The sequence below is a fragment of the Streptomyces sp. NEAU-174 genome, assembly GCF_052665095.1.
Genome location: NZ_JBQTCE010000039.1, coordinates 1 through 17,341 on the forward strand (window position 1 = coordinate 1; position 17,341 = coordinate 17,341).

Annotated in this window: 13 protein-coding genes; 7 read left to right on the plus strand and 6 right to left on the minus strand. The window is 67.0% G+C overall.

The annotated features are described in order from the left end of the window. Positions 1 to 93: 93 nt before the first annotated feature. Positions 94 to 891 (plus strand): SDR family NAD(P)-dependent oxidoreductase, encoded by a 798-nt coding sequence (locus ACT2CW_RS49610; RefSeq protein WP_445520540.1) that lies wholly within the window; start codon positions 94 to 96, stop codon positions 889 to 891. 378 nt (positions 892 to 1,269) lie between these two features. Here ACT2CW_RS49610 and dapA read toward each other — a convergent pair whose 3' ends face one another. From dapA to ACT2CW_RS49635, 5 genes are all read right to left on the minus strand, one after another. Beyond that, positions 1,270 to 2,208, minus strand: coding sequence for a 4-hydroxy-tetrahydrodipicolinate synthase (gene dapA, locus ACT2CW_RS49615; RefSeq protein WP_138911725.1), 939 nt, complete (start codon positions 2,206 to 2,208; stop codon positions 1,270 to 1,272). A 36-nt stretch (positions 2,209 to 2,244) separates the two neighbouring features. After that, positions 2,245 to 3,405: a hypothetical protein gene (locus ACT2CW_RS49620; RefSeq protein WP_206311563.1), complete on the minus strand. Its 1,161-nt coding sequence runs from the start codon at positions 3,403 to 3,405 to the stop codon at positions 2,245 to 2,247. A 17-nt stretch (positions 3,406 to 3,422) separates the two neighbouring features. Beyond that, positions 3,423 to 4,355 (minus strand): ornithine cyclodeaminase family protein, encoded by a 933-nt coding sequence (locus ACT2CW_RS49625; RefSeq protein WP_445521380.1) that lies wholly within the window; start codon positions 4,353 to 4,355, stop codon positions 3,423 to 3,425. Further along, positions 4,352 to 5,215 (minus strand): fumarylacetoacetate hydrolase family protein, encoded by an 864-nt coding sequence (locus ACT2CW_RS49630; RefSeq protein ID WP_138911727.1) that lies wholly within the window; start codon positions 5,213 to 5,215, stop codon positions 4,352 to 4,354. Before ACT2CW_RS49630 ends, ACT2CW_RS49625 begins: the two co-directional genes overlap by 4 nt. A gap of 113 nt (positions 5,216 to 5,328) precedes the next feature. Further along, positions 5,329 to 6,231 carry a LysR family transcriptional regulator gene (locus tag ACT2CW_RS49635; RefSeq protein ID WP_138911728.1) on the minus strand — a complete coding sequence of 301 codons (903 nt, stop codon included), beginning with the start codon at positions 6,229 to 6,231 and terminating at the stop codon, positions 5,329 to 5,331. Between the two features lie 254 nt (positions 6,232 to 6,485). Between ACT2CW_RS49635 and ACT2CW_RS49640 the strand changes: the two genes are divergently transcribed. The 6 genes from ACT2CW_RS49640 (at position 6,486) to ACT2CW_RS49665 (ending at position 14,834) form a co-directional block, all read left to right on the plus strand. Beyond that, entirely contained in the window at positions 6,486 to 8,597 is a 2,112-nt protein-coding gene (locus ACT2CW_RS49640; RefSeq protein ID WP_138911729.1) for a hydantoinase/oxoprolinase family protein, read from the plus strand. Then, positions 8,597 to 10,564 (plus strand): hydantoinase B/oxoprolinase family protein, encoded by a 1,968-nt coding sequence (locus tag ACT2CW_RS49645; RefSeq protein WP_445521381.1) that lies wholly within the window; start codon positions 8,597 to 8,599, stop codon positions 10,562 to 10,564. The genes ACT2CW_RS49640 and ACT2CW_RS49645 overlap by 1 nt, the downstream gene beginning before the upstream one ends. Continuing rightward, positions 10,551 to 10,877: a hypothetical protein gene (locus ACT2CW_RS49650; protein ID WP_445521382.1), complete on the plus strand. Its 327-nt coding sequence runs from the start codon at positions 10,551 to 10,553 to the stop codon at positions 10,875 to 10,877. The genes ACT2CW_RS49645 and ACT2CW_RS49650 overlap by 14 nt, the downstream gene beginning before the upstream one ends. Continuing rightward, positions 10,874 to 11,869, plus strand: a complete 996-nt coding sequence (locus ACT2CW_RS49655; RefSeq protein WP_445521383.1) for an NAD-dependent epimerase/dehydratase family protein — start codon at positions 10,874 to 10,876, stop codon at positions 11,867 to 11,869. Before ACT2CW_RS49650 ends, ACT2CW_RS49655 begins: the two co-directional genes overlap by 4 nt. A gap of 5 nt (positions 11,870 to 11,874) precedes the next feature. Continuing rightward, on the plus strand, positions 11,875 to 13,119 hold the full coding sequence (locus ACT2CW_RS49660) for an MFS transporter (protein ID WP_445521384.1): 1,245 nt from the start codon (positions 11,875 to 11,877) through the stop codon (positions 13,117 to 13,119). Positions 13,120 to 13,199: 80 nt separating this feature from the next. After that, positions 13,200 to 14,834: a long-chain fatty acid--CoA ligase gene (locus tag ACT2CW_RS49665; RefSeq protein WP_445521385.1), complete on the plus strand. Its 1,635-nt coding sequence runs from the start codon at positions 13,200 to 13,202 to the stop codon at positions 14,832 to 14,834. Here the strand turns inward: ACT2CW_RS49665 and ACT2CW_RS49670 are convergent. After that, complete coding sequence (locus ACT2CW_RS49670) at positions 14,818 to 17,211, minus strand: ATP-binding SpoIIE family protein phosphatase (protein ID WP_138911733.1); 2,394 nt, start codon at positions 17,209 to 17,211, stop codon at positions 14,818 to 14,820. The two genes, ACT2CW_RS49665 and ACT2CW_RS49670, sit on opposite strands and share 17 nt — an antisense overlap. Between the last annotated feature and the right edge of the window lie 130 nt (positions 17,212 to 17,341).

Below are 17,341 nucleotides of genomic sequence, written 5' to 3' on the forward strand. Positions count from 1 at the left end.
GCTCAGGCATTGAAGACCGTGCTCGGCCGCTGAGCTGGGTCCGGGGGTTCGCTTGCGCGTCGCCCATGTCTCTTACGTTCGGAGAACACCATCATGACGTCCCACCCCAATCACCACCCCGCACCGGTGACCATCCAGGCCCGCCGGCTGGAGGGCAAGGTCATCCTGATCACCGGCGCGTCCGCCGGCATGGGCGAAGCCGCCACACGGCGCTTCGCCGCCGAAGGGGCCCACGTCGTGGCCGGCGCCCGGCGCACCGACCGCCTCCAGAGGCTGGCGGCCGAGCTGTCGACCGCCGACAACCAGATCATCGCCGTGCCACTGGATGTGACCGACGAGGCCACGGTGGAAGCCGCCGTAACCGCCGCGGTCAAGCGGTTCGGCCGCCTCGACGGCGCGCTCAACAACGCCGGCATCACCAGCGACGGCACACCACTGCACGAGAAGGACACCGATGCCTACGACCGGGTCATGGAGGTCAACGCCAGGGGTGTCTTCCTGTCCATGAAGCACGAGATCCCCGCGCTGCTCGCCGCCCAGGGCGGCTCGATCGTCAACGTCTCCTCCGTCGGCGGCATGGTCGGAGTGGCGGGCATCTCGGAATACGTCGCCTCGAAATGGGCCGTCAACGGCCTCACCAAGAGCGCAGCCCTGGAACTGGCCTCATCCAACGTGCGCGTCAACTCCCTCGCACCCGGCTCCACCCGCACCGAGATGTGGGACACCCTGCCCATCGAACTCCAGCAGCACCTGGCCTCCATGGCCCCGATGAACCAGATCGCCCTGGCCGACGACATGGCCCGCGCCGCCCTGTTCCTGCTCTCCGACGAAAGCCGCTGGACCACCGGCGCCATCATCCCCGCCGAAGGCGGCCACCACATCGGACGCTGACCCACACGTGCTCGGGGGCCCCCACCACAGCGACGCCCCCGAGCACCCACCGGCAGGGCGGAGAGACCTGCGCACACCTTCCTGGTGAAGGCGCTGGGAGTAGGAGCCAGCGGTCGGGGCGGAGATTCCATACCCCGCCAGATCGCATCCGAAAATCGCTCTGCGTCGGCTGGAAACGGCCCCGGAGACCGCACGCCTCAAGGGCATCTGGGATCTGGTCGCTTTCGGGGACAGCGGCACGTGATCAGGACCTGCCGCGTCGCGACAGGGTTGCTGCCGAGCCCGGTGGCCTCCTGTGCGGCCCGTCTCGGCCCCGGCGGCGAAAAGGGGGTGCGGAACGCGCACCCCCTTGACGTCAGGTCCTCGAACCGCCCCGGTTCAGCGAGTCTCCGCGCTTTCCTGTTCGTCGAGGACTCCAGAACCTTCCCTGAGCAGTTCCTCGACGCGCCGTGTTCCCTGCGCGGTCAGCGGGGTGAGCGGCATCCGGACATGAGCGGAGGAGATGAGGCCCCGCTTGTGAAGGACGTACTTCAACGGAGCCGGGTTGGTCTCGACGAACAGCAGATCCACCAGAGGGTGCAGACGGTAGTGCAATTCCCGCGCCGTGGCGTGGTCTCCGGTTTCCCACGCTTCATACATGCGGGCCACGGCAGCCGGAGCCAGATTGGACACGGCGCTGATGAAGCCGCAGCCACCGAGTGCGAGGAGGGGCAGGCCGAGCAGTTCGATCCCGGACCACACCAGAAAGCCAGTCCCTGTCTTGTGCAAGACCCGCGAGAAGTGTTCGAAGTCCTTGGTGGTTTCCTTGATGCCCACGATGTTGCCGAAGTCGCGGTGGAGCCTGTCGACGGTGTCAGGGGCGATGTCGACAGCGGTGCGCGAAGGCACGTTGTAGATGATCAGCGGCAGGTCGGGGAACTCACGGGCGATCGTCGCGTACCACTGATACAGGCCCTCCTGGGTGGGACGTGCGTAGTAGGGGGTGATGATCAGGGCGGCATCGGCACCCGCGGCCTTAGCGGCAGCGGTGATCTCCACGGTTTCGTCGAGCTTGGCGGAGCCGGTGCCAGGGAGGAACGGCACCGCGTCGGCGACTTCCTCGGCGACTGCCTTGATGGCCTCGATCCGCTCCGCGACGGACTGGGCTCCCGGTTCTCCTGTGGAGCCGCCGATCGAGATGCCGTGTGAGCCGGCCTCCAGCTGCCGGCGGACCAGACCCCGCAGGGATGGCAGGTCCAGGGCGCCGTCGCTTGTGAAAGGCGTGATGACGGGGGCCACGGAACCCTTGATCTGTGTCGGATCGCTACGGAACTTCATGAGGTCCTCACCTCGTCGTGTGCTCGTTCGCGCACCTCAGGCACCTGTCGTACGGGGGCCGACATATCCGGTCTGGCCGGCTTCGGAACCGAGGGCGAGAATTGGGCCGGACATCTTCTCCTGCCAGATCAGCGATTCCATGCCGATGTGCAGGGGGTGGTCCTGGACGGTGAAGACGCCGAAGCCGTCGGGGCCGTGGTAATGGTCGTGCTCGCTCCAGCCGGGGGCCGACAGCAGCAGGTCTCCCGCGCTCCAGTCCACGACGTGCCCCTCGACGACACTCCTGCCCGAGCCGAGGAAGTGGTAGTTGATGGCGACGGAGCTGTGCCGGTGACCGCGGCGCAGCGGCTGCGGCGCGACGCCGGGCGGCATCGAGGAGGCGGTCACGAAGAAGCTGTGCGTGGCCCCGTTGCGGCGTTCGGTCGCCGGGTTGTACAGCGCCATGATCGTCCGCTTGCCGTCGCCCTGCTCCCAGGACAGGTGCTCGCGGACCTCGCTCCAGGCCCAGTGCATCGGGTTGTTCTCGACGACCTCGATGTCCACGAGGTACTCGTAGCCCCGAAGCCGGGCCCCGGAGTCGTTGAGCTCGATGTCGGGGGCGGTTTCGCGGATATAGCGCTCGGACCGGCGGTCGGCGGAAGCCGGGCCACCGCGGCCCGTGGCCATCTGCTCCTCGGTGAGGGGCTCACCGTAGAGGACACCCAGCTTGGCCAGGAGCGGAGCGTTGGAGTAGCTCAGCCGGGCCCAGAGTTCGTCGCCGTCGTTCTCGAAGTAATGGCCCTTCATCGACGGGATGCTGCACACATCCCAGCGCTCCATACGTGTGGACCTGCCGACGACGTGGACAACGCCGCGGCCGCTTATCCCGATCTCGACCTGCCCCGTGTTGCGCCGCAGCGGGGTGGTCCGCTCGCCCGGCTTGAGCACGTCGATGGTGACGTCAACGCCGGGAGCGAGCCCCGGGCCGAGGCCCACGGCATCCGGATGCACGATGAGGCTGCCTCGACGGCCGTTCGCCGGCCGAGGCAGAGAGGCGAGGCGCTCGATCTCCGCCTCGATCTGGGCCCGGGAGATCTTCACGGGCGCCCAGGGCCGGATCGGTTCGGTCTCCTGTCCGCTGACGTCCACGAACCGGGCGTGCGACTCCGGCGCTGCGGGGAGGGCGTCGAGGTCTGAGGGGGAAGAGGTGACGCTCACGGTAACGGCTCCTTGGTCTATTTCGGTGGAGAGAGTCGGGCGCCGCGGATCAACAGTGCGGCGACCGAGAGGTCGGACAGTCCCATGCCCATACCCTTGAAGACGGTGCAGCGCGGCCGCTCAGGGCGGGTCACCTTGCCGGTGACCAGATCGGCGAGCCGATGCACCGAAGTCCAGTCATCGCCGAAGAATTCGCGCAGTTCGCGCGAGCCCCGTTGCGCGTTGGGCACGCTGTCGACCACGGTGAGTGCTGAGGACGCCAGCAGACTCGCGTCGAACTCCGCGTTGGCAGGAAGGATCGCGCCGACAGCGTTGAGGTGGGCCCCTTCGGCCAAGGCGTCAAGGCTGAAGAACGGGTCGGTGGCACGCGTGATCAGGGTGACGATGGGCGCGTCCTGGGAGGCTGCCTCAACCGTGGAAAATACTTCAGCGGCGAGCCCGAGGTCCGTTCGCACCTGGGCGGCGAAGCTCACTGCTCGCTCGGCGGTACGGCTCCAGACGCGGACCCGGCGCAGGTTCCGGACCGCGGCGACCGCGGCCACCTGGCGCAGGGCCTGGCGCCCCGTGCCCAGGACGGCGAGTTCGTCGGCGTCCGGGTGGCTCATCCAGCGTGTGGCGAGTCCCGAGACCGCGGCGGTACGCAGGGCACCGGCCACCCCGGCTTGCAGCGAGGCCCGCAGACTGCCGTCGGAGGCGGAAAAGGCGGTGAGGACGGCCGTCGCTCCGGCCGGCGTGTTGACCCAGGTCTTGAAGACGACGAGCTGTTCCTCGGTGTCGATCGCGCCCAGGGCGTGGGCGCTGCTCATGGGTGACCAGGTGGCCATGGTTTTATCGATGTTCCAGGCGGCATCCGTCGCCTCGTGTTCCAAGACGCCTTGGACGGCATCGATGACGGAGGGAAGGTCCGCGCGGGCTTCGACGTCCTGGTCATTCCACTGGTGGGGACTCATCCGTGTACCTCCGACGGGTTCAGGGAGCGTGCCTCGTCGGTGACCGGGTTCCGGAGCACACCGATACCCGGCACATCGACTTCGAGTTCGTCTCCCGGGCGCAGATACCGGGGAGGAACCTGCCGGTGGCCAATGCCCTGGGGAGTCCCGGTGGCGATGACATCACCGGGCCGGAGTGGGGTGAAGGCGCTGATGTATGCGAGTAGTTCGCCGAAGGAGAAGGCCAGACGGTCGGTCGAGTCGTCCTGCACGACCGTGCCGTTGAGCCGGGTGATCACCTGCAGAGGGCGGTCCCCCAGTTCGTCGGGGGTGACCAGCCAGGGCCCGCAGGAGCCGCTGGCGTGCCAGTTCTTGCCGGCGGTCGCCTGCCGTGTGTGCAACTGCCACTCCCGCACGCTGTTCTCCGCCATGCAGGTGAAGCCCGCGATGTGCCGGTCCGCGCGGTCGGCGGTCACCCGGCGCGCCGGATGGCCGATCACGAAGGCCAGTTCGCCCTCCCAGTCCAGGGAATCCGTGTCGTACGGCCGAACCACCGCTTGCCCCGCGCCGACGAAGGAGTCGGGGAAACGGGTGAACAGGGTGGGCCACTCGGGCAGCGCCTCCTGGGATTCCACGGCGTGTGACGGGTAGTTGTACCCGACGCACACGACCTTGGCGTGCGTCCCGATGGGGGGCTGCCATGTGATGGTGCTGACGGGCCAGCGGGGGTCGCCAGGGCGAGGCGTGGCGTTGTGGAGTTCGGTCAGCATGGCCTCGAACGAAGCCATGCGGTGCCCTAGGTCGACCACTTCGTCTCCGTCGACCACACCGAACGATGCCCCGGATCCGTCAGGTGGTGTGTGGAAACGCGCCAGCTTCATCGCTTGTGCTCCTTGCTCGGCTCTGTGTCCACCACGCTAGGTAAACAAGGAACATAAGTCCATTAACGTTTTCTTTTGTTATTCATAATGCATTGTTTATGCGTTTGAGGTGGCTACCGTCCCGCCAGCCTGATCGCGTCCAGTGCGGACGCCTGCAGGGGAGAGAAGTACTTGTCCGTCCGGTAGAACAGCCCGATGCGTTCGTGCAGGGCTCCATCGGTGAACTCGATCGCGCGGAGTCTTCCCTCCGCGAGATCGCGTTCCACTGAGTAGCGGGGGAAGAGTGCCGCCCAGCCGTGCTCGATGACCGCGGCCTTGATCGCCTCGGCATGGCCGAGTCGAATGACCGTGTCGAGTTCGCCGACGCCCAACTCCTGCAGCTGAGTGTCGACGCTCCTCTGAAACGCCACATGTCTGGGCACTCCCACCATGGGCAGTTTGGGTAGGGCGCTCAGCGAGACGGAGTCCGCCGTAGGCGGTCCATCGGGAGTGGCGCACAAGATCAAGGGCTCGTCCAGCAGCGTCTCGGCGACGATGGAGGTGGGAAGTGCACGTTCGTCGCGGGTCATCACGGCGAAGTCGACCTCGCCGATCTCCACGGCGTGCAGTGCGTGTTCCGGCTGGGTGACATGGACGGTGATATCGGCTCCGGGCCGCTCGGCGCGCAACGCTGTCATCAGGGGTGGCAGCAGATAGGTGCCCACCGCCAGGCTGGAGGCGAGCACGACACTGCCTCCCGTGCCGAGTGTCAGCTCCTCCACGTCGCGGCGGACCTGCAGACACCTGGCCAGCATCTCCCGGGCCCACAGGTGGGCCCGGCTGCCGGCCTCGGTCAGCACCATGCGACCGGAGGTCCGGACGAACAGCCGCGCCCCGATCCATTGCTCCAGTGCGCGGAGCTGGCTGGAGACCGCTGGCTGAGCGACTCTGAGTCGCTCGGCGGCGCGCGTCACGCTGCCTTCCTCCACCACGAGGCAGAAGACCTCGAGCCTGCGCAGCGAAAGTTGGGATTCCATGGGGCGGCCCTCCCGCACGGGTCGTTCAGATCCTGCCTCATTGGCAGTTCTCCATAAGGTATCCGTTATGGAATCATCGAACAAGCGTTACTATGCATATGGCTTGGATGCCCCTAGAGTTACCCGGCAACGCCGCATCTCTTGAGATGAATGCGCCGGGTCAAGTGCCTCCGCTGGGCCGACAAACGAAGCGCCTGGTATTTGACTCCTCTTCGTGGCCGATCGGCTTAGCCATGCCTGGAGCTAGGGACAACATGAGTGCCATTCTCGGGATAGATATCGGTGGCACGTTCACCGACGCATTTTTGGGTGATGATCAGGGAAACATCACCACCGCCAAAGTTCCATCCACTCCGCCCGACTTTGCGGAGGGATTTCTCAACGCCGTGGACGAGATCGGCCGCAAGCTCGGCCGGTCCCGTGAATCGACGCTCTCCGATGTGGATTACATCTGCCACGGAACAACAGCAGCTCTCAACGCGTTGGTCACCGGAAACGTCTCCCGGGTTGGGCTGCTTACCACAAAAGGGCACCGCGACTCAATTTACATCATGAATGTCGAGGGCCGGTACGCTGGCCTTGGGCCCGAGGAGATCCAGAACGTCGCGGCGACACGCAAGCCTCCGCCGCTCCTGCCCAAACGCATGGTGAAGGAGATCACCGAGCGCGTCGACTACCAGGGAAACGTAGTCGTGCGTCTCGACGAGGACGAGGCACGCGTCGCCATCCGGGAACTACTGGAAGACGGCGTAGCCGCGATAGCGGTGAGCCTGCTGTGGTCCTTTGTCAATCCAGAGCATGAGATCCGGCTACGCAAGATCATTGAGGAAGAGAGCCCGGGCACCTATATATGTCTGAGCAGTGACCTCAGTCCCAAGATCCGCGAATACGAGCGAACCGTCACCACTGTCATGAACGCCCAGGTCGGTCCCACTCTGCGGGACTATCTGGCGCCGCTCGCCGATGAACTCCAACTCCGCGGACTGAACGGCGCGCTGCTGGTGATGCAGGGCAGCGGCGGAACAGTCTCCGCGCAGGACGCACCCGCACAGGCCATCACGACCATCGGTTCAGTACTCACCGGCGGTGTGATCGGAGCCCGTAACCTCGGCCGCAAACTGGGTCACCGCAATATCATCACCTCCGACATCGGGGGCACGACGTTCCTGGTCGGCCTGGTGGTCGACGGGGAACCGGTGTACTCCAGTTCCACCACGCTGAACCAGTTCACCGTCAGCACCCCGATGGTCAACGTCACCTCGATCGGCTCGGGCGGCGGTGCGATCGCCTGGCTGGACGCGGGAGGCAATCTGCGCGTCGGCCCGCGCAGCGCCGGCGCCCGCCCGGGGCCTGCCTGCTTCGGCCAGGACGGTGTCGAGCCGACGGTGACCGACGCCAACCTCGTCCTGGGCATCCTCGATCCGAAGACGTTCGCCGAAGGCACCAAGAGGCTGGACATCGAGCGGGCGCGCAAGGCGCTGGAGACCCGGATCGGCGCACCTCTCGGCCTCGATGCCGAGCAGGCCGCTGCCGCGGTCTTCGAGATCCAGAACGCCCAGACCGCCGACCTGCTGCGCCGGGTGGTGGTCGGGCAGGGCCACGATCCTCGCGAATTCGTCCTCTACGCCTTCGGCGGTGGCGGTCCCGCGCACTGCTTCGCCTATGGCGCCGATCTCGGAATCAAGGAGATCTACATCCCGCTGGGTGACGCCAACGCGTTTTCGGCGTACGGCCTCACCACCTCCGATGTCGTGCTGTCCGCCGAGCTCTCGAACCCCGCGACCTACCCCTTCGACGCGGAGCGGGTCGAGCGGCAATTCGCCGAACTCGAGGCGGGGCTCACCGCCCGGCTCGAGGCCCAAGGGGTGTCGTTCACCTCCATCGACATGCGCCGACAGCTCGACATCCGCTACACGGCGCAAATGTTCGAAGTCCCGACGCCGGTGGGCTCGGGGCCGCTCACCGACGCCGACATGGACACGGTGATATCCGACTTCCAACACACGTACGAGCAAATGTTCGGCCGTGGAACGGGGCACGCCGACGCCGGCTTCCAGCTCATCAACCACCGTGTCTTCGGCATTGGCTCCACCGCCTTCACTCCTGAGCTGGCGACCGCTCCCAAGGCGGAGAGCGAGGACGCCAGGGGCGCGCTCAGCGGCACCCGGCGAGTCTTCCTGGACTCACGCAGGGGGTGGGAGGTGACGGCGATCTACGACTACGCCCGCCTCACCCACGGACACCGTCTCGAAGGCCCGGCGATCGTCGAGGCCGGCACCACCACCGTCGTCGTACCCCGCGACGCCTCGGCTCGGGTGGACTCCCTGCGCAACATCATTCTTCACCTTGATGACCGGAGGCCGTGATGGCTGTGACGCCCGTACCCGGCTCGGAGATCTTCGCCAGCAGGCCGTATACGAACGAAGAGGTCCGTACGGACCTTCCCGAGCACCTGCCGCTGTACCCCACGGACCTCAGCGGCGTCGAGGTCGACCCGCTCACCTATGAGGTCGTACGCAACCGCATCTTCGCCATCACCGACCTGATGGGCGACGCGCTGCGCCGCATGAGCGGTTCCCTCGTGGTCACCGACTGCAACGACTTCGACGTGGCGCTCACCGACCCTTACGGACACATCGTGCAGGTCGGCCCGTACAACACCCAGCTTGTGGCGTCGATCGGGCTGGCCATCGGCTGGATCCTGCGGAATCGCGCCGACAACCCGGGCATCGAGCCGGGTGACATGTTTCTGTGCAGCGACCCGTGGGTGGGCGGTGGCCTCCATCAGAACGACGTGGCCCTCTTCGCCCCTCTGTTCCACGACGGAAAGCTGTTCGGCTGGACCGCGGCCGTCGCCCACCAACTGGACGTCGGCGGAGTGAGCCCCGGCAGTTGGACCCCGCGCGCCGAAGATGTCTTCTGGGAGTCCCTGCCCATGCCGCCGATCAAGGTAGTACGCGGTGGAGTGATCCAATGTGACGTCGAGGACGCGTACGTACGCCGCTCCCGCATCCCGAAACTGGTCGCCCTGGATCTGCGGGCCAAGGTAGGAGCCAACAAGCTGGGCCATGAGCGCATCGCTGAGCTGATCCGCAAGTTCGACGCGGATACCGTCCAGCAGGTCATGCAGTTGCAGATGCGCGACGCCGAGCAGCGGTTGCGGGACAGGCTGGCCACGATCCCGGACGGCGCCTGGACCGCCGTCAATCACCAGGAGCAGTCGCACACCGGCGACCGCAAGGCGCACGCGATCCGGCTGAAGCTCACCAAGACCGGCTCTGACCTGCTGTTCGACTTCACCGGGACCGACGAGCAGTCCGGCATGATCAACTGTACCTTCACCGGACTCTATGGCGGGATCATCTCGGCCATGATGCCCCTGCTCTGTGGCGACCTGCCATGGGCGCCCGGCGGCATCATGCGGTGCGTCGACATCATCAGTGAGCCCGGCACCCTGAACAACGCCACCTTCCCGGCCGCTGTCGGCAAGGGCTCGGTCGCATCCTCCTGGGCGACTACCAACGCGGTGATGGAGTGCCTGTCACAGATGCTGGACACGCATCCGTCGACCCGGTCCTCCGTGGCCAGCGTCTGCTGTGGCAGCTGGGACCTCAGTATCGTCGCCGGCCTCAACCAGCACGGCGCACCGTTCGCGACCTCCATCCTGGAACCGATGGCCGGAGGCTTCGGTGCGGGCAGCGACCACGATGGTGTGGACACGGCAGGTCTGCCGTTCATCCCCATGGGCAAGGTCCCGGACGTCGAGATGAACGAGTTCACCACACCCCTGCTGTACCTGTGGCGACGCGAGGAGACCGACTCCGGTGGGCCCGGCCGCTATCGCGGCGGTCTGAGCGGTAGCGTCGCCTTCACCCCCTACCACAGCCCGGCGCCCGTCTATCAGGTCATCTCCGGTTCGGGGAAGGCTGTTTCGATGAATCGCGGCCTGGCCGGGGGCCACCCGGGAGCCGCACAGGAGGACATCGCCGTACGCGGATCCGCCACGGCGGAACTGCTCGCCCGCGGCGAGTTGCCCTCCACGGTCGCGGAACTCGGTGGCACTCCCGAGTTCCCCTCCAACCAGGAGGAGCGCCTCCTCCTGGAGGGCGACGTGTACGTCATGCGGTGGCAAGGTGGCGGCGGTTACGGGGACCCGGTGCTCCGCGACCCCGAACTGGTCGCCACGGACGTCCGTGAACTGAAGGTGTCGCCCGAGGCGGCGCGCACGGTCTACGGCGTTGTCCTCGACGACTCGTTCACCGTCAACGTGGCAGCCACCGCCGCATGCCGTGAAGCCGTCCGCGCCGATAGGAGGAACCGTGTCCAAGGCTGACACCAACACCGCGCGTCAGACACTCGCCGACGAGCGGCCCGTGGACGACAACCTCGTTCAGCGTCTCGTGGACGGCTCCCCGCATTACGTGTGTCGGCACTGCGACACCCCGGTGGCACCCGCGGGTCCCGACTGGCGCCACCGGCTGACCAAGGTCTTCGAAGGCGCCCCGAGCACCGCAGGCCCCCACCTCAACGACAACGCCCGTCACTACCTCGATGTGGACGTCGTGCTGCGCCAGGGATTCTGCCCGGGATGTTTCACCGCCCTGTTCACCGAGACTGTGCCCGCACGGAACGGAGAGACACCATGAAGGTCCTGGTAACCGGCGGTCTCGGTGTCAACGGCGCCTGGGCCGTACGGCGACTCCTGGCCGAAGGCCACCAGGTCACCGTGCTGGATGTGCGTCCGGACTTCGACCTGCTGCCCGACCTGGAACCCCATTTCGAGTTCGTGCAACAGGATCTGATGGACGTCGAGGGGCTGAGTCGGCTGATGACCAGCCGACGCATCGACACCGTCGCCCATCTCGCCGCCGTCGTGGTGGCGCCGTCCGACCCTTACCGGGCATTCGAAGTCAACGCACTGGGCTCGGTGGGAGTACTGGAAGCCGCGCGCCAGGCGACGGTGCGACGGGTCGTCTACACCAGTTCCAAGGCGGTGTACGCCCCGATCACGGGCGAGTTTGCCCACCCCACCTATGTGCCGGTCACCGAGGACTACCCCCGCGGCCCCACTCCCGGTTTGCGTGCATACGGCGCCTCCAAGATCCTCAGCGAGGAGGCCGGACGGGTATACGCCGAGCGTTTCGGCATGGACTTCGTGGCCCTGCGGTTCGGCGCGATCTACGGACCGGGCAAGAAGGCCCGCCACGGTCCCGTCGGAGTCCACAGTCGCATCATCGAGAACGCGATGGTGGGCGTTCCCGCCACAGTCGGCCGCGGAGGCCAGCAGGGCGACGACATGATGTACGCCAAGGACGTCGCCCAGGCCATCGTGCGCGCCTGCACCAGCACGAACCTCGGCTCCTGGGTGTACAACATCGGCACTGGCGTACGCTCCACACTCGAAGACTTCGCGGACGCGGTACGCGCTCATTACCCGTCTGCCGACATCACCATCGGCCGAGGGTTCGAATATCTCGGCATCGGCCCCGTGCACGGTGTCATGGACATCACCCGCGCACGCCGTGACCTCGGCTACGAGCCCGAGTTCGACCTGACGTCGGGTGTCGCCGACTACGTCGAGTCGCTGCCCCAGCTGGGGATCGAGCCACAGGCCCAGACTGACGAGAGCAGTTGGTGATCGCCATGCCCCAGGCGGCTCCCCGCACCTCGGCCGTCCTCTTGCTGTGTGCTGTCTGCATGGTCCTCGAGGGCTACGACGTCATCGCCTTCGGCGCGACCCTGCCGCGCCTCCTGGCGGACTCGGGCTGGGGGCTGACGTCCAGTCAAGCGGGCTTCCTCGGAAGCCTCACCCCCATCGGCATGCTTTTCGGTGCTCTCCTCATGGGATGGGCCGCAGACCTGATCGGCCGCCGACGGCTCGTCCTCATCAGCGTCTCCCTTTTCTCGGGGGCGATGCTCGCCTGCGGAATGGCGCCGAACGCGGAGTTCTTCGGCGTCAGCCGATTCGCGGTCGGGCTCGGTGTCGGAGGGGTCCTGCCCACCGTCGCGGCGCTCGTCTACGAGCACGCCCCCGAACATCGCCGCAATCTCCACACCACCCTGGCCTTCGCCGGAGCAGGAGTCGGGGGCGCCCTGGCCGCCGTCATCGCCGCCACTGTCGTCCCCGGCCTGGGCTTCCGCTTCGAGTTCTTGGCCGGCGGGCTCGCCGCGCTGATCGTGCTGCCTCTCGCCTACTTCCATCTGCCCCGTTCGGCGGATCTGCCCACAGCCGGGCATGAGGCGGCCGAGCACTCCGGTCTACGGCGCTTCGCCGTACTGTTCACCCGCCCGTATCTCCTCACGACAATCATGTTCGGCGCGGCGATGTTCAGCGCGTTGCTGGTGGTCTTCGGGCTGTCCACCTGGCTGCCAGTCCTCATGCGCACCGCGGGATACCCCCTCGGTTCGGCACTGACATTCCTCGTCGTCCTCAATCTGGGCACAGCCGTCGGTCCCGTCATCATGGGCAAGTTGGCTGACCGGATCGGCTCTCGGCGGACAGTGATCATCTCCTTCATGACGGCCGTCGTGGGCGTCGCCGCGCTGAGCCAGCCCCTGTCGATGCTGGTCGTGTACATCGCCGTGGTCCTCGCCGGTATCGGCAGCCTGGGCACCCAGATCCTGCTCAATGTGTACATCGCCGGCAGATACCCGGCCGAGTTCAGAGCGACCGCACTCGGCACCGCCCTCGCCCTGGGCCGCCTGGGCGGGATCGCCGGCCCTCTGTACGGAGGGGTGCTGCTGGACTCCCACCTGCCATCGACGTGGAACTTCTACGCCTTCGCGCTGCCCGCGGCGGTCGGAGCGCTGCTCATCGTCTTCCTGCCGCATCCACGGCGGGGGTCCGAGCGGCCGATCAACCTCAACGTCGTCAGAGACCCAGTGTGACCAGCCAGGGCCGACGCCCCAGCCGCCGTGATCACCGGGCCAACCCCCTGTGCGGGCCCCAAGCCGATCGGAGAAACGCAGTGCACAGCACCATGCAGGGAGTCGGGCTCCAGATCCGCAGACTTCTCGAACACGGTTCCCGCATTCACGGGGACTCCCGGATCGTCACAGCGGGCCCGCACGGCCCGCGGTCCGCCACCTTCGCCGAAACAGGCCGGAACGCCGCGCGTCTGGCACATGCCCTGCACAGCCTCGGAGTGCGCGGCGGCGACCGCGTGGCCACCTTCATGTGGAACAACCAGGAGCACACAGAGGTCTACTTCGCCGTGCCGGCGATGGGGGCCATCGTGCACCCATTGAACATCCGACTGTTCCCCGAGCAGGTGGAGTACATCGCCGACCACGCTCAGGACAAGGTCGTGATCGTCGACCACACCCTGGTCGGGACCCTGGCGACCATTCTGCCGGGAAGCAAGACCATCGAGCACGTCATCGTCAACGGCCCGGCGGACCTCTCGCCGCTGGACGGCCTGGATATCACAGTGCACTCGTATCAGGAACTGACCGCCAACTCGCCCGCCTCGTACGCGTGGCCCGACATCGACGAGAACGCCCCGGCCGCCATGTGCTACACCTCGGGCACCACCGGCGACCCAAAAGGAGTGGTGTACAGCCATCGTTCCGTCTACCTGCACGCGCTGGCGAGTTCACTGCCGGACGCCTTCGGACTCTCGGAACGGGACCTGGTACTGGCCATCGTCCCACAGTTTCATGTCATGGCCTGGGGGCTGCCGTACGCGGCATTCCTCACCGGAGCCTCGCTGGCCATGCCGGACCGGTTCCTCTCGCCGGAACCACTGGCCGAGTTCATCCAGACGGTTCGCCCCACCAAGGGTGCCGGTGTCCCGACCGTATGGAGCGGCCTGTTGCAGTATGCGCGTCAAAAGCCCACGACCGATCTGTCTTCCTTGCAGGAAGCCGTCGTCGGCGGGTCGGCCATGCCCGAGTCCCTGATGCAGGCGTTCGCCGAGGAGCACGGCGTGACCACACTGCATGCCTGGGGAATGACGGAGATGTCGCCGCTGGGCACCATCGCCCGGCCACCAGCCACTGCCCACGGCGATACCGAGCGCACGTACCAGCTGACCCAAGGCCGCTTCCTGGCACCGGTGGAGGCCAAAATCATCGACGGCACCGGCGCCGAACTCCCCTGGGACGACGCATCGGTGGGAGAGCTCCTGGTACGAGGCCCATGGATCACGGCGACCTACATCGGCGACGGGGAACCCGACCCTGACAAGTTCGACTCCGGCTGGCTGCGCACGGGCGACGTGGGACGCATCTCGCCGGACGGTTACCTGACACTCACCGACCGGGCCAAGGACGTCATCAAGTCCGGTGGCGAGTGGATCTCCTCCGTCGAACTGGAGAATCACCTCATGAGCCACCCGGCGGTCGCCGAGGCAGCCGTGGTCGGGGTGCCCGACGACAGGTGGGGCGAGCGGCCGCTGGCTGTGGTCGTCGCGGCACCGGGCCATGACGTCACGACGCAGGAACTGCGGGAGTTTCTCAGCAGCCGTATCGCACGCTGGCAGCTGCCGGAACGCTGGGCCTTCGTGACGGAGGTACCGCGTACGTCGGTTGGCAAGTTCGACAAGAAGGAGCTTCGGCGCCTGCATGCCGACGGACTGCTCTCCGTCACCGTCCAGCCCTAGCGCCGGCAGCACCAAGGGGCTGTTCCGTCCAGATGGTCTTTCCGGTATGCCCGTACCGGCAGCCCCAGCGGGACGCGAGCTGGGCTACGAGGAACAGGCCGCGACCTCCCTCGTCGGTGCTACGAGCCCGGCGCAGCCGCGGCTGAGTATTGCTGGGGTCGGAGATCTCGCATACCAACACGTCCTCGCGGATGAGCCGCAGCCCTACCGGACCGCCGGCGTAGCGGATGGCGTTGGTGACCAGTTCACTCACCAGCAATTCGGTGGTGAACGCGACATCCTCCGCGTCCAGTCCCCAGGCCGCGAGCTGGCGGATGGTGGCCTCCCGGGCGCTTGCCACCTGGGTCAGGTCGGCGGCGAACTCCCAGCTCGCCACGTTGTCTGACGGGATCGCCCGGGTGCGGGCCAGGAGCAGGGCGATGTCGTCCCGGGCCGGGGCATCGGTGGTGTCGGCCAGCAGAGAGCGGCCGATGTCGTCCAGGGTTCGACCAGGGCCACCAAAGGCGGCCAGGTCGTCGGTCAGTTGCTGGATTCCGGCAGCGAGATCGTGATCTCCATGTTCGACCAGCCCGTCCGTGTAGAGCGCGAGGATGGAGCCGGGCTCCACATGGGTCTCGGCGACCTCGAAGGGCATGCCCCCCACCCCGAGGGGAGGCCCAGGGACGACGTCGATGTCCCGCACCGTGCCATCGGGCCTGACCACGATGGGTGGCGGATGGCCCGCGCTGGCCATGGAACAGCGTCCGGTGACGGGATCGTAGACAACGTAGAGGCAGGTCGCACCGACCGTGTCCTGCTGTCCTTGAGGCGCCTCGTTGCCGAGTTGCTGGACGAGGTCGTCGACATGCGTGAGGAGCTCGTCCGGCTCCATTTCCAGATCGGCAAGAGTGTGGATGGCGGCCCGGAGGCGGCCCATCGTGGCGGTGGCCGGCAGCCCGTGCCCAGTCACATCCCCGATGATGAGGGCGACCCGCAGGGAAGGCAGAGGGATGGCTTCGAACCAGTCTCCGCTGATGTCGGCCCCGCCTCCGGCGGGCCGGTAGAAGCCGGTGGTCTCGGCCGCTGGAGTGTCCGTGGCGGCGCGGGGAAGCAGGCGCTGCTGCAGGACGACTGCTTCGCGATGCTCGCGGGTGTATCGGCGGGCATTGTCGACGCTCAGTGCACCGCGGGTAGCGATCTCCGTCAGCAACTCCGCGTCCGCCTGGTCAAATGGCTCAGGTCGGCTGGTCCGCCAGACCACAACGGCTCCGAGCACGAGCCCTCGGGCGAACAGAGGTGCCGCCACCAGCGAGTGCCCGTGCTCGGGAATCAGGAACGCGGCCAGTTGCTGGTCGAACTCGATCATGGCCATGAAGGTCGCCCGGTCCGGGGCCACCACGGTGTCGCCGTGCTGGACCCTGCGCAGGACGGGTACGTCCGGCATCGGGGGTTCATCGCCGAGTTCGGGCGGCCAGAGCCCGGATGGCCAGGGACCGACCGATGCCGCGGCGGCCCTGCGCAGGTGCCACTGCCCCGAGCCGGCCAGTTTCGGAGGCTCGTCACCACCGAGCACGGCTTCGGCGAGGCTGACCCAGGCCAGGTCCCCGAGTGCCGGGACGAGAACATCCACCAGGTCCTGAGCTGTGCGCAGAACGTCGAGGGAACGGCCGACCCGTGTTGCCGCTTCATGGCGCAGATCCAGGTGATGGCGGGAGCGCTGCTGCTCGGTGACGTCGGTGAACAGGGTGACAAGGCCGGTGGACCGCCCCTTCGCATCCTGCAACCGGAAGGCCGACAACGACAAGCACCATTCCTTACCAGGCACGCGGGGGGTCCGAACGCGCTGCTTCCGATCGATCATCGGAATGCCGGTGGCCAGTACCTGCCGCAGCGCTGCGGCAGCGTCCGGGTCAGAGATGATCTCGCGCAGTTGGCTATCGACCACCATGATCCCGCCGAACATATCGGGGGTGACGTTGCTGTGGACGGTAACCAAGTCCATGTCATGGATGCCGATCCCCACCCGGTCCTGCAGCAGCAGCGCGCGCAGGACGGCCTCGTTCCGCTCCCAGCCGGTGACGCGGTGCGTGGGCGCGGCCAGGACGAGAAGGTGAGACGTGCCGTGCAACGGCAGCACGCCGAAGGTGACCGCAACCGCGCGGTCGGAACTGTGCCGCAGCAGCGCCTGCCCCGCGCTTCCAGGCCCCCACGTCGGATCCGGTTCCTGGACGAGCAGTCGCCGGAGCGAGTGACCGCAGACGTCCGCGGGCGAGCGGTCCAGCAGCCGCGCGGCCGCTCGGGACCACCCCCGTACGATGCCGTTGCCATCGACCAGGGCGGCCACCACGTCGCCGAACGGGAACGCTCCGCCTCGCTCATGATCGCTGAAGGCGTTCATCTCGCTCCTCATTAGCGATGCTACCTGCCCAGAACGCTGCATCCATTATGTCCATTCCGGCGGCATATGCTCCACGGGTGGACGGCATCCCTTGCGTGACGAATGCCCCCGAGCGTCCAGGGCCGCGGTG

Coding starts and splice junctions, on each gene's coding strand:
- dapA (WP_138911725.1), bottom strand. CDS start 2,208: ATGAAGTTCCGTAGCGATCCGACACAGATCAAGGGTTCCGTGGCCCCC.
- ACT2CW_RS49610 (WP_445520540.1), top strand. CDS start 94: ATGACGTCCCACCCCAATCACCACCCCGCACCGGTGACCATCCAGGCC.
- ACT2CW_RS49660 (WP_445521384.1), top strand. CDS start 11,875: ATGCCCCAGGCGGCTCCCCGCACCTCGGCCGTCCTCTTGCTGTGTGCT.
- ACT2CW_RS49655 (WP_445521383.1), top strand. CDS start 10,874: ATGAAGGTCCTGGTAACCGGCGGTCTCGGTGTCAACGGCGCCTGGGCC.
- ACT2CW_RS49670 (WP_138911733.1), bottom strand. CDS start 17,211: ATGAACGCCTTCAGCGATCATGAGCGAGGCGGAGCGTTCCCGTTCGGC.
- ACT2CW_RS49625 (WP_445521380.1), bottom strand. CDS start 4,355: ATGAGTCCCCACCAGTGGAATGACCAGGACGTCGAAGCCCGCGCGGAC.
- ACT2CW_RS49640 (WP_138911729.1), top strand. CDS start 6,486: ATGAGTGCCATTCTCGGGATAGATATCGGTGGCACGTTCACCGACGCA.
- ACT2CW_RS49645 (WP_445521381.1), top strand. CDS start 8,597: ATGGCTGTGACGCCCGTACCCGGCTCGGAGATCTTCGCCAGCAGGCCG.
- ACT2CW_RS49635 (WP_138911728.1), bottom strand. CDS start 6,231: ATGGAATCCCAACTTTCGCTGCGCAGGCTCGAGGTCTTCTGCCTCGTG.
- ACT2CW_RS49630 (WP_138911727.1), bottom strand. CDS start 5,215: ATGAAGCTGGCGCGTTTCCACACACCACCTGACGGATCCGGGGCATCG.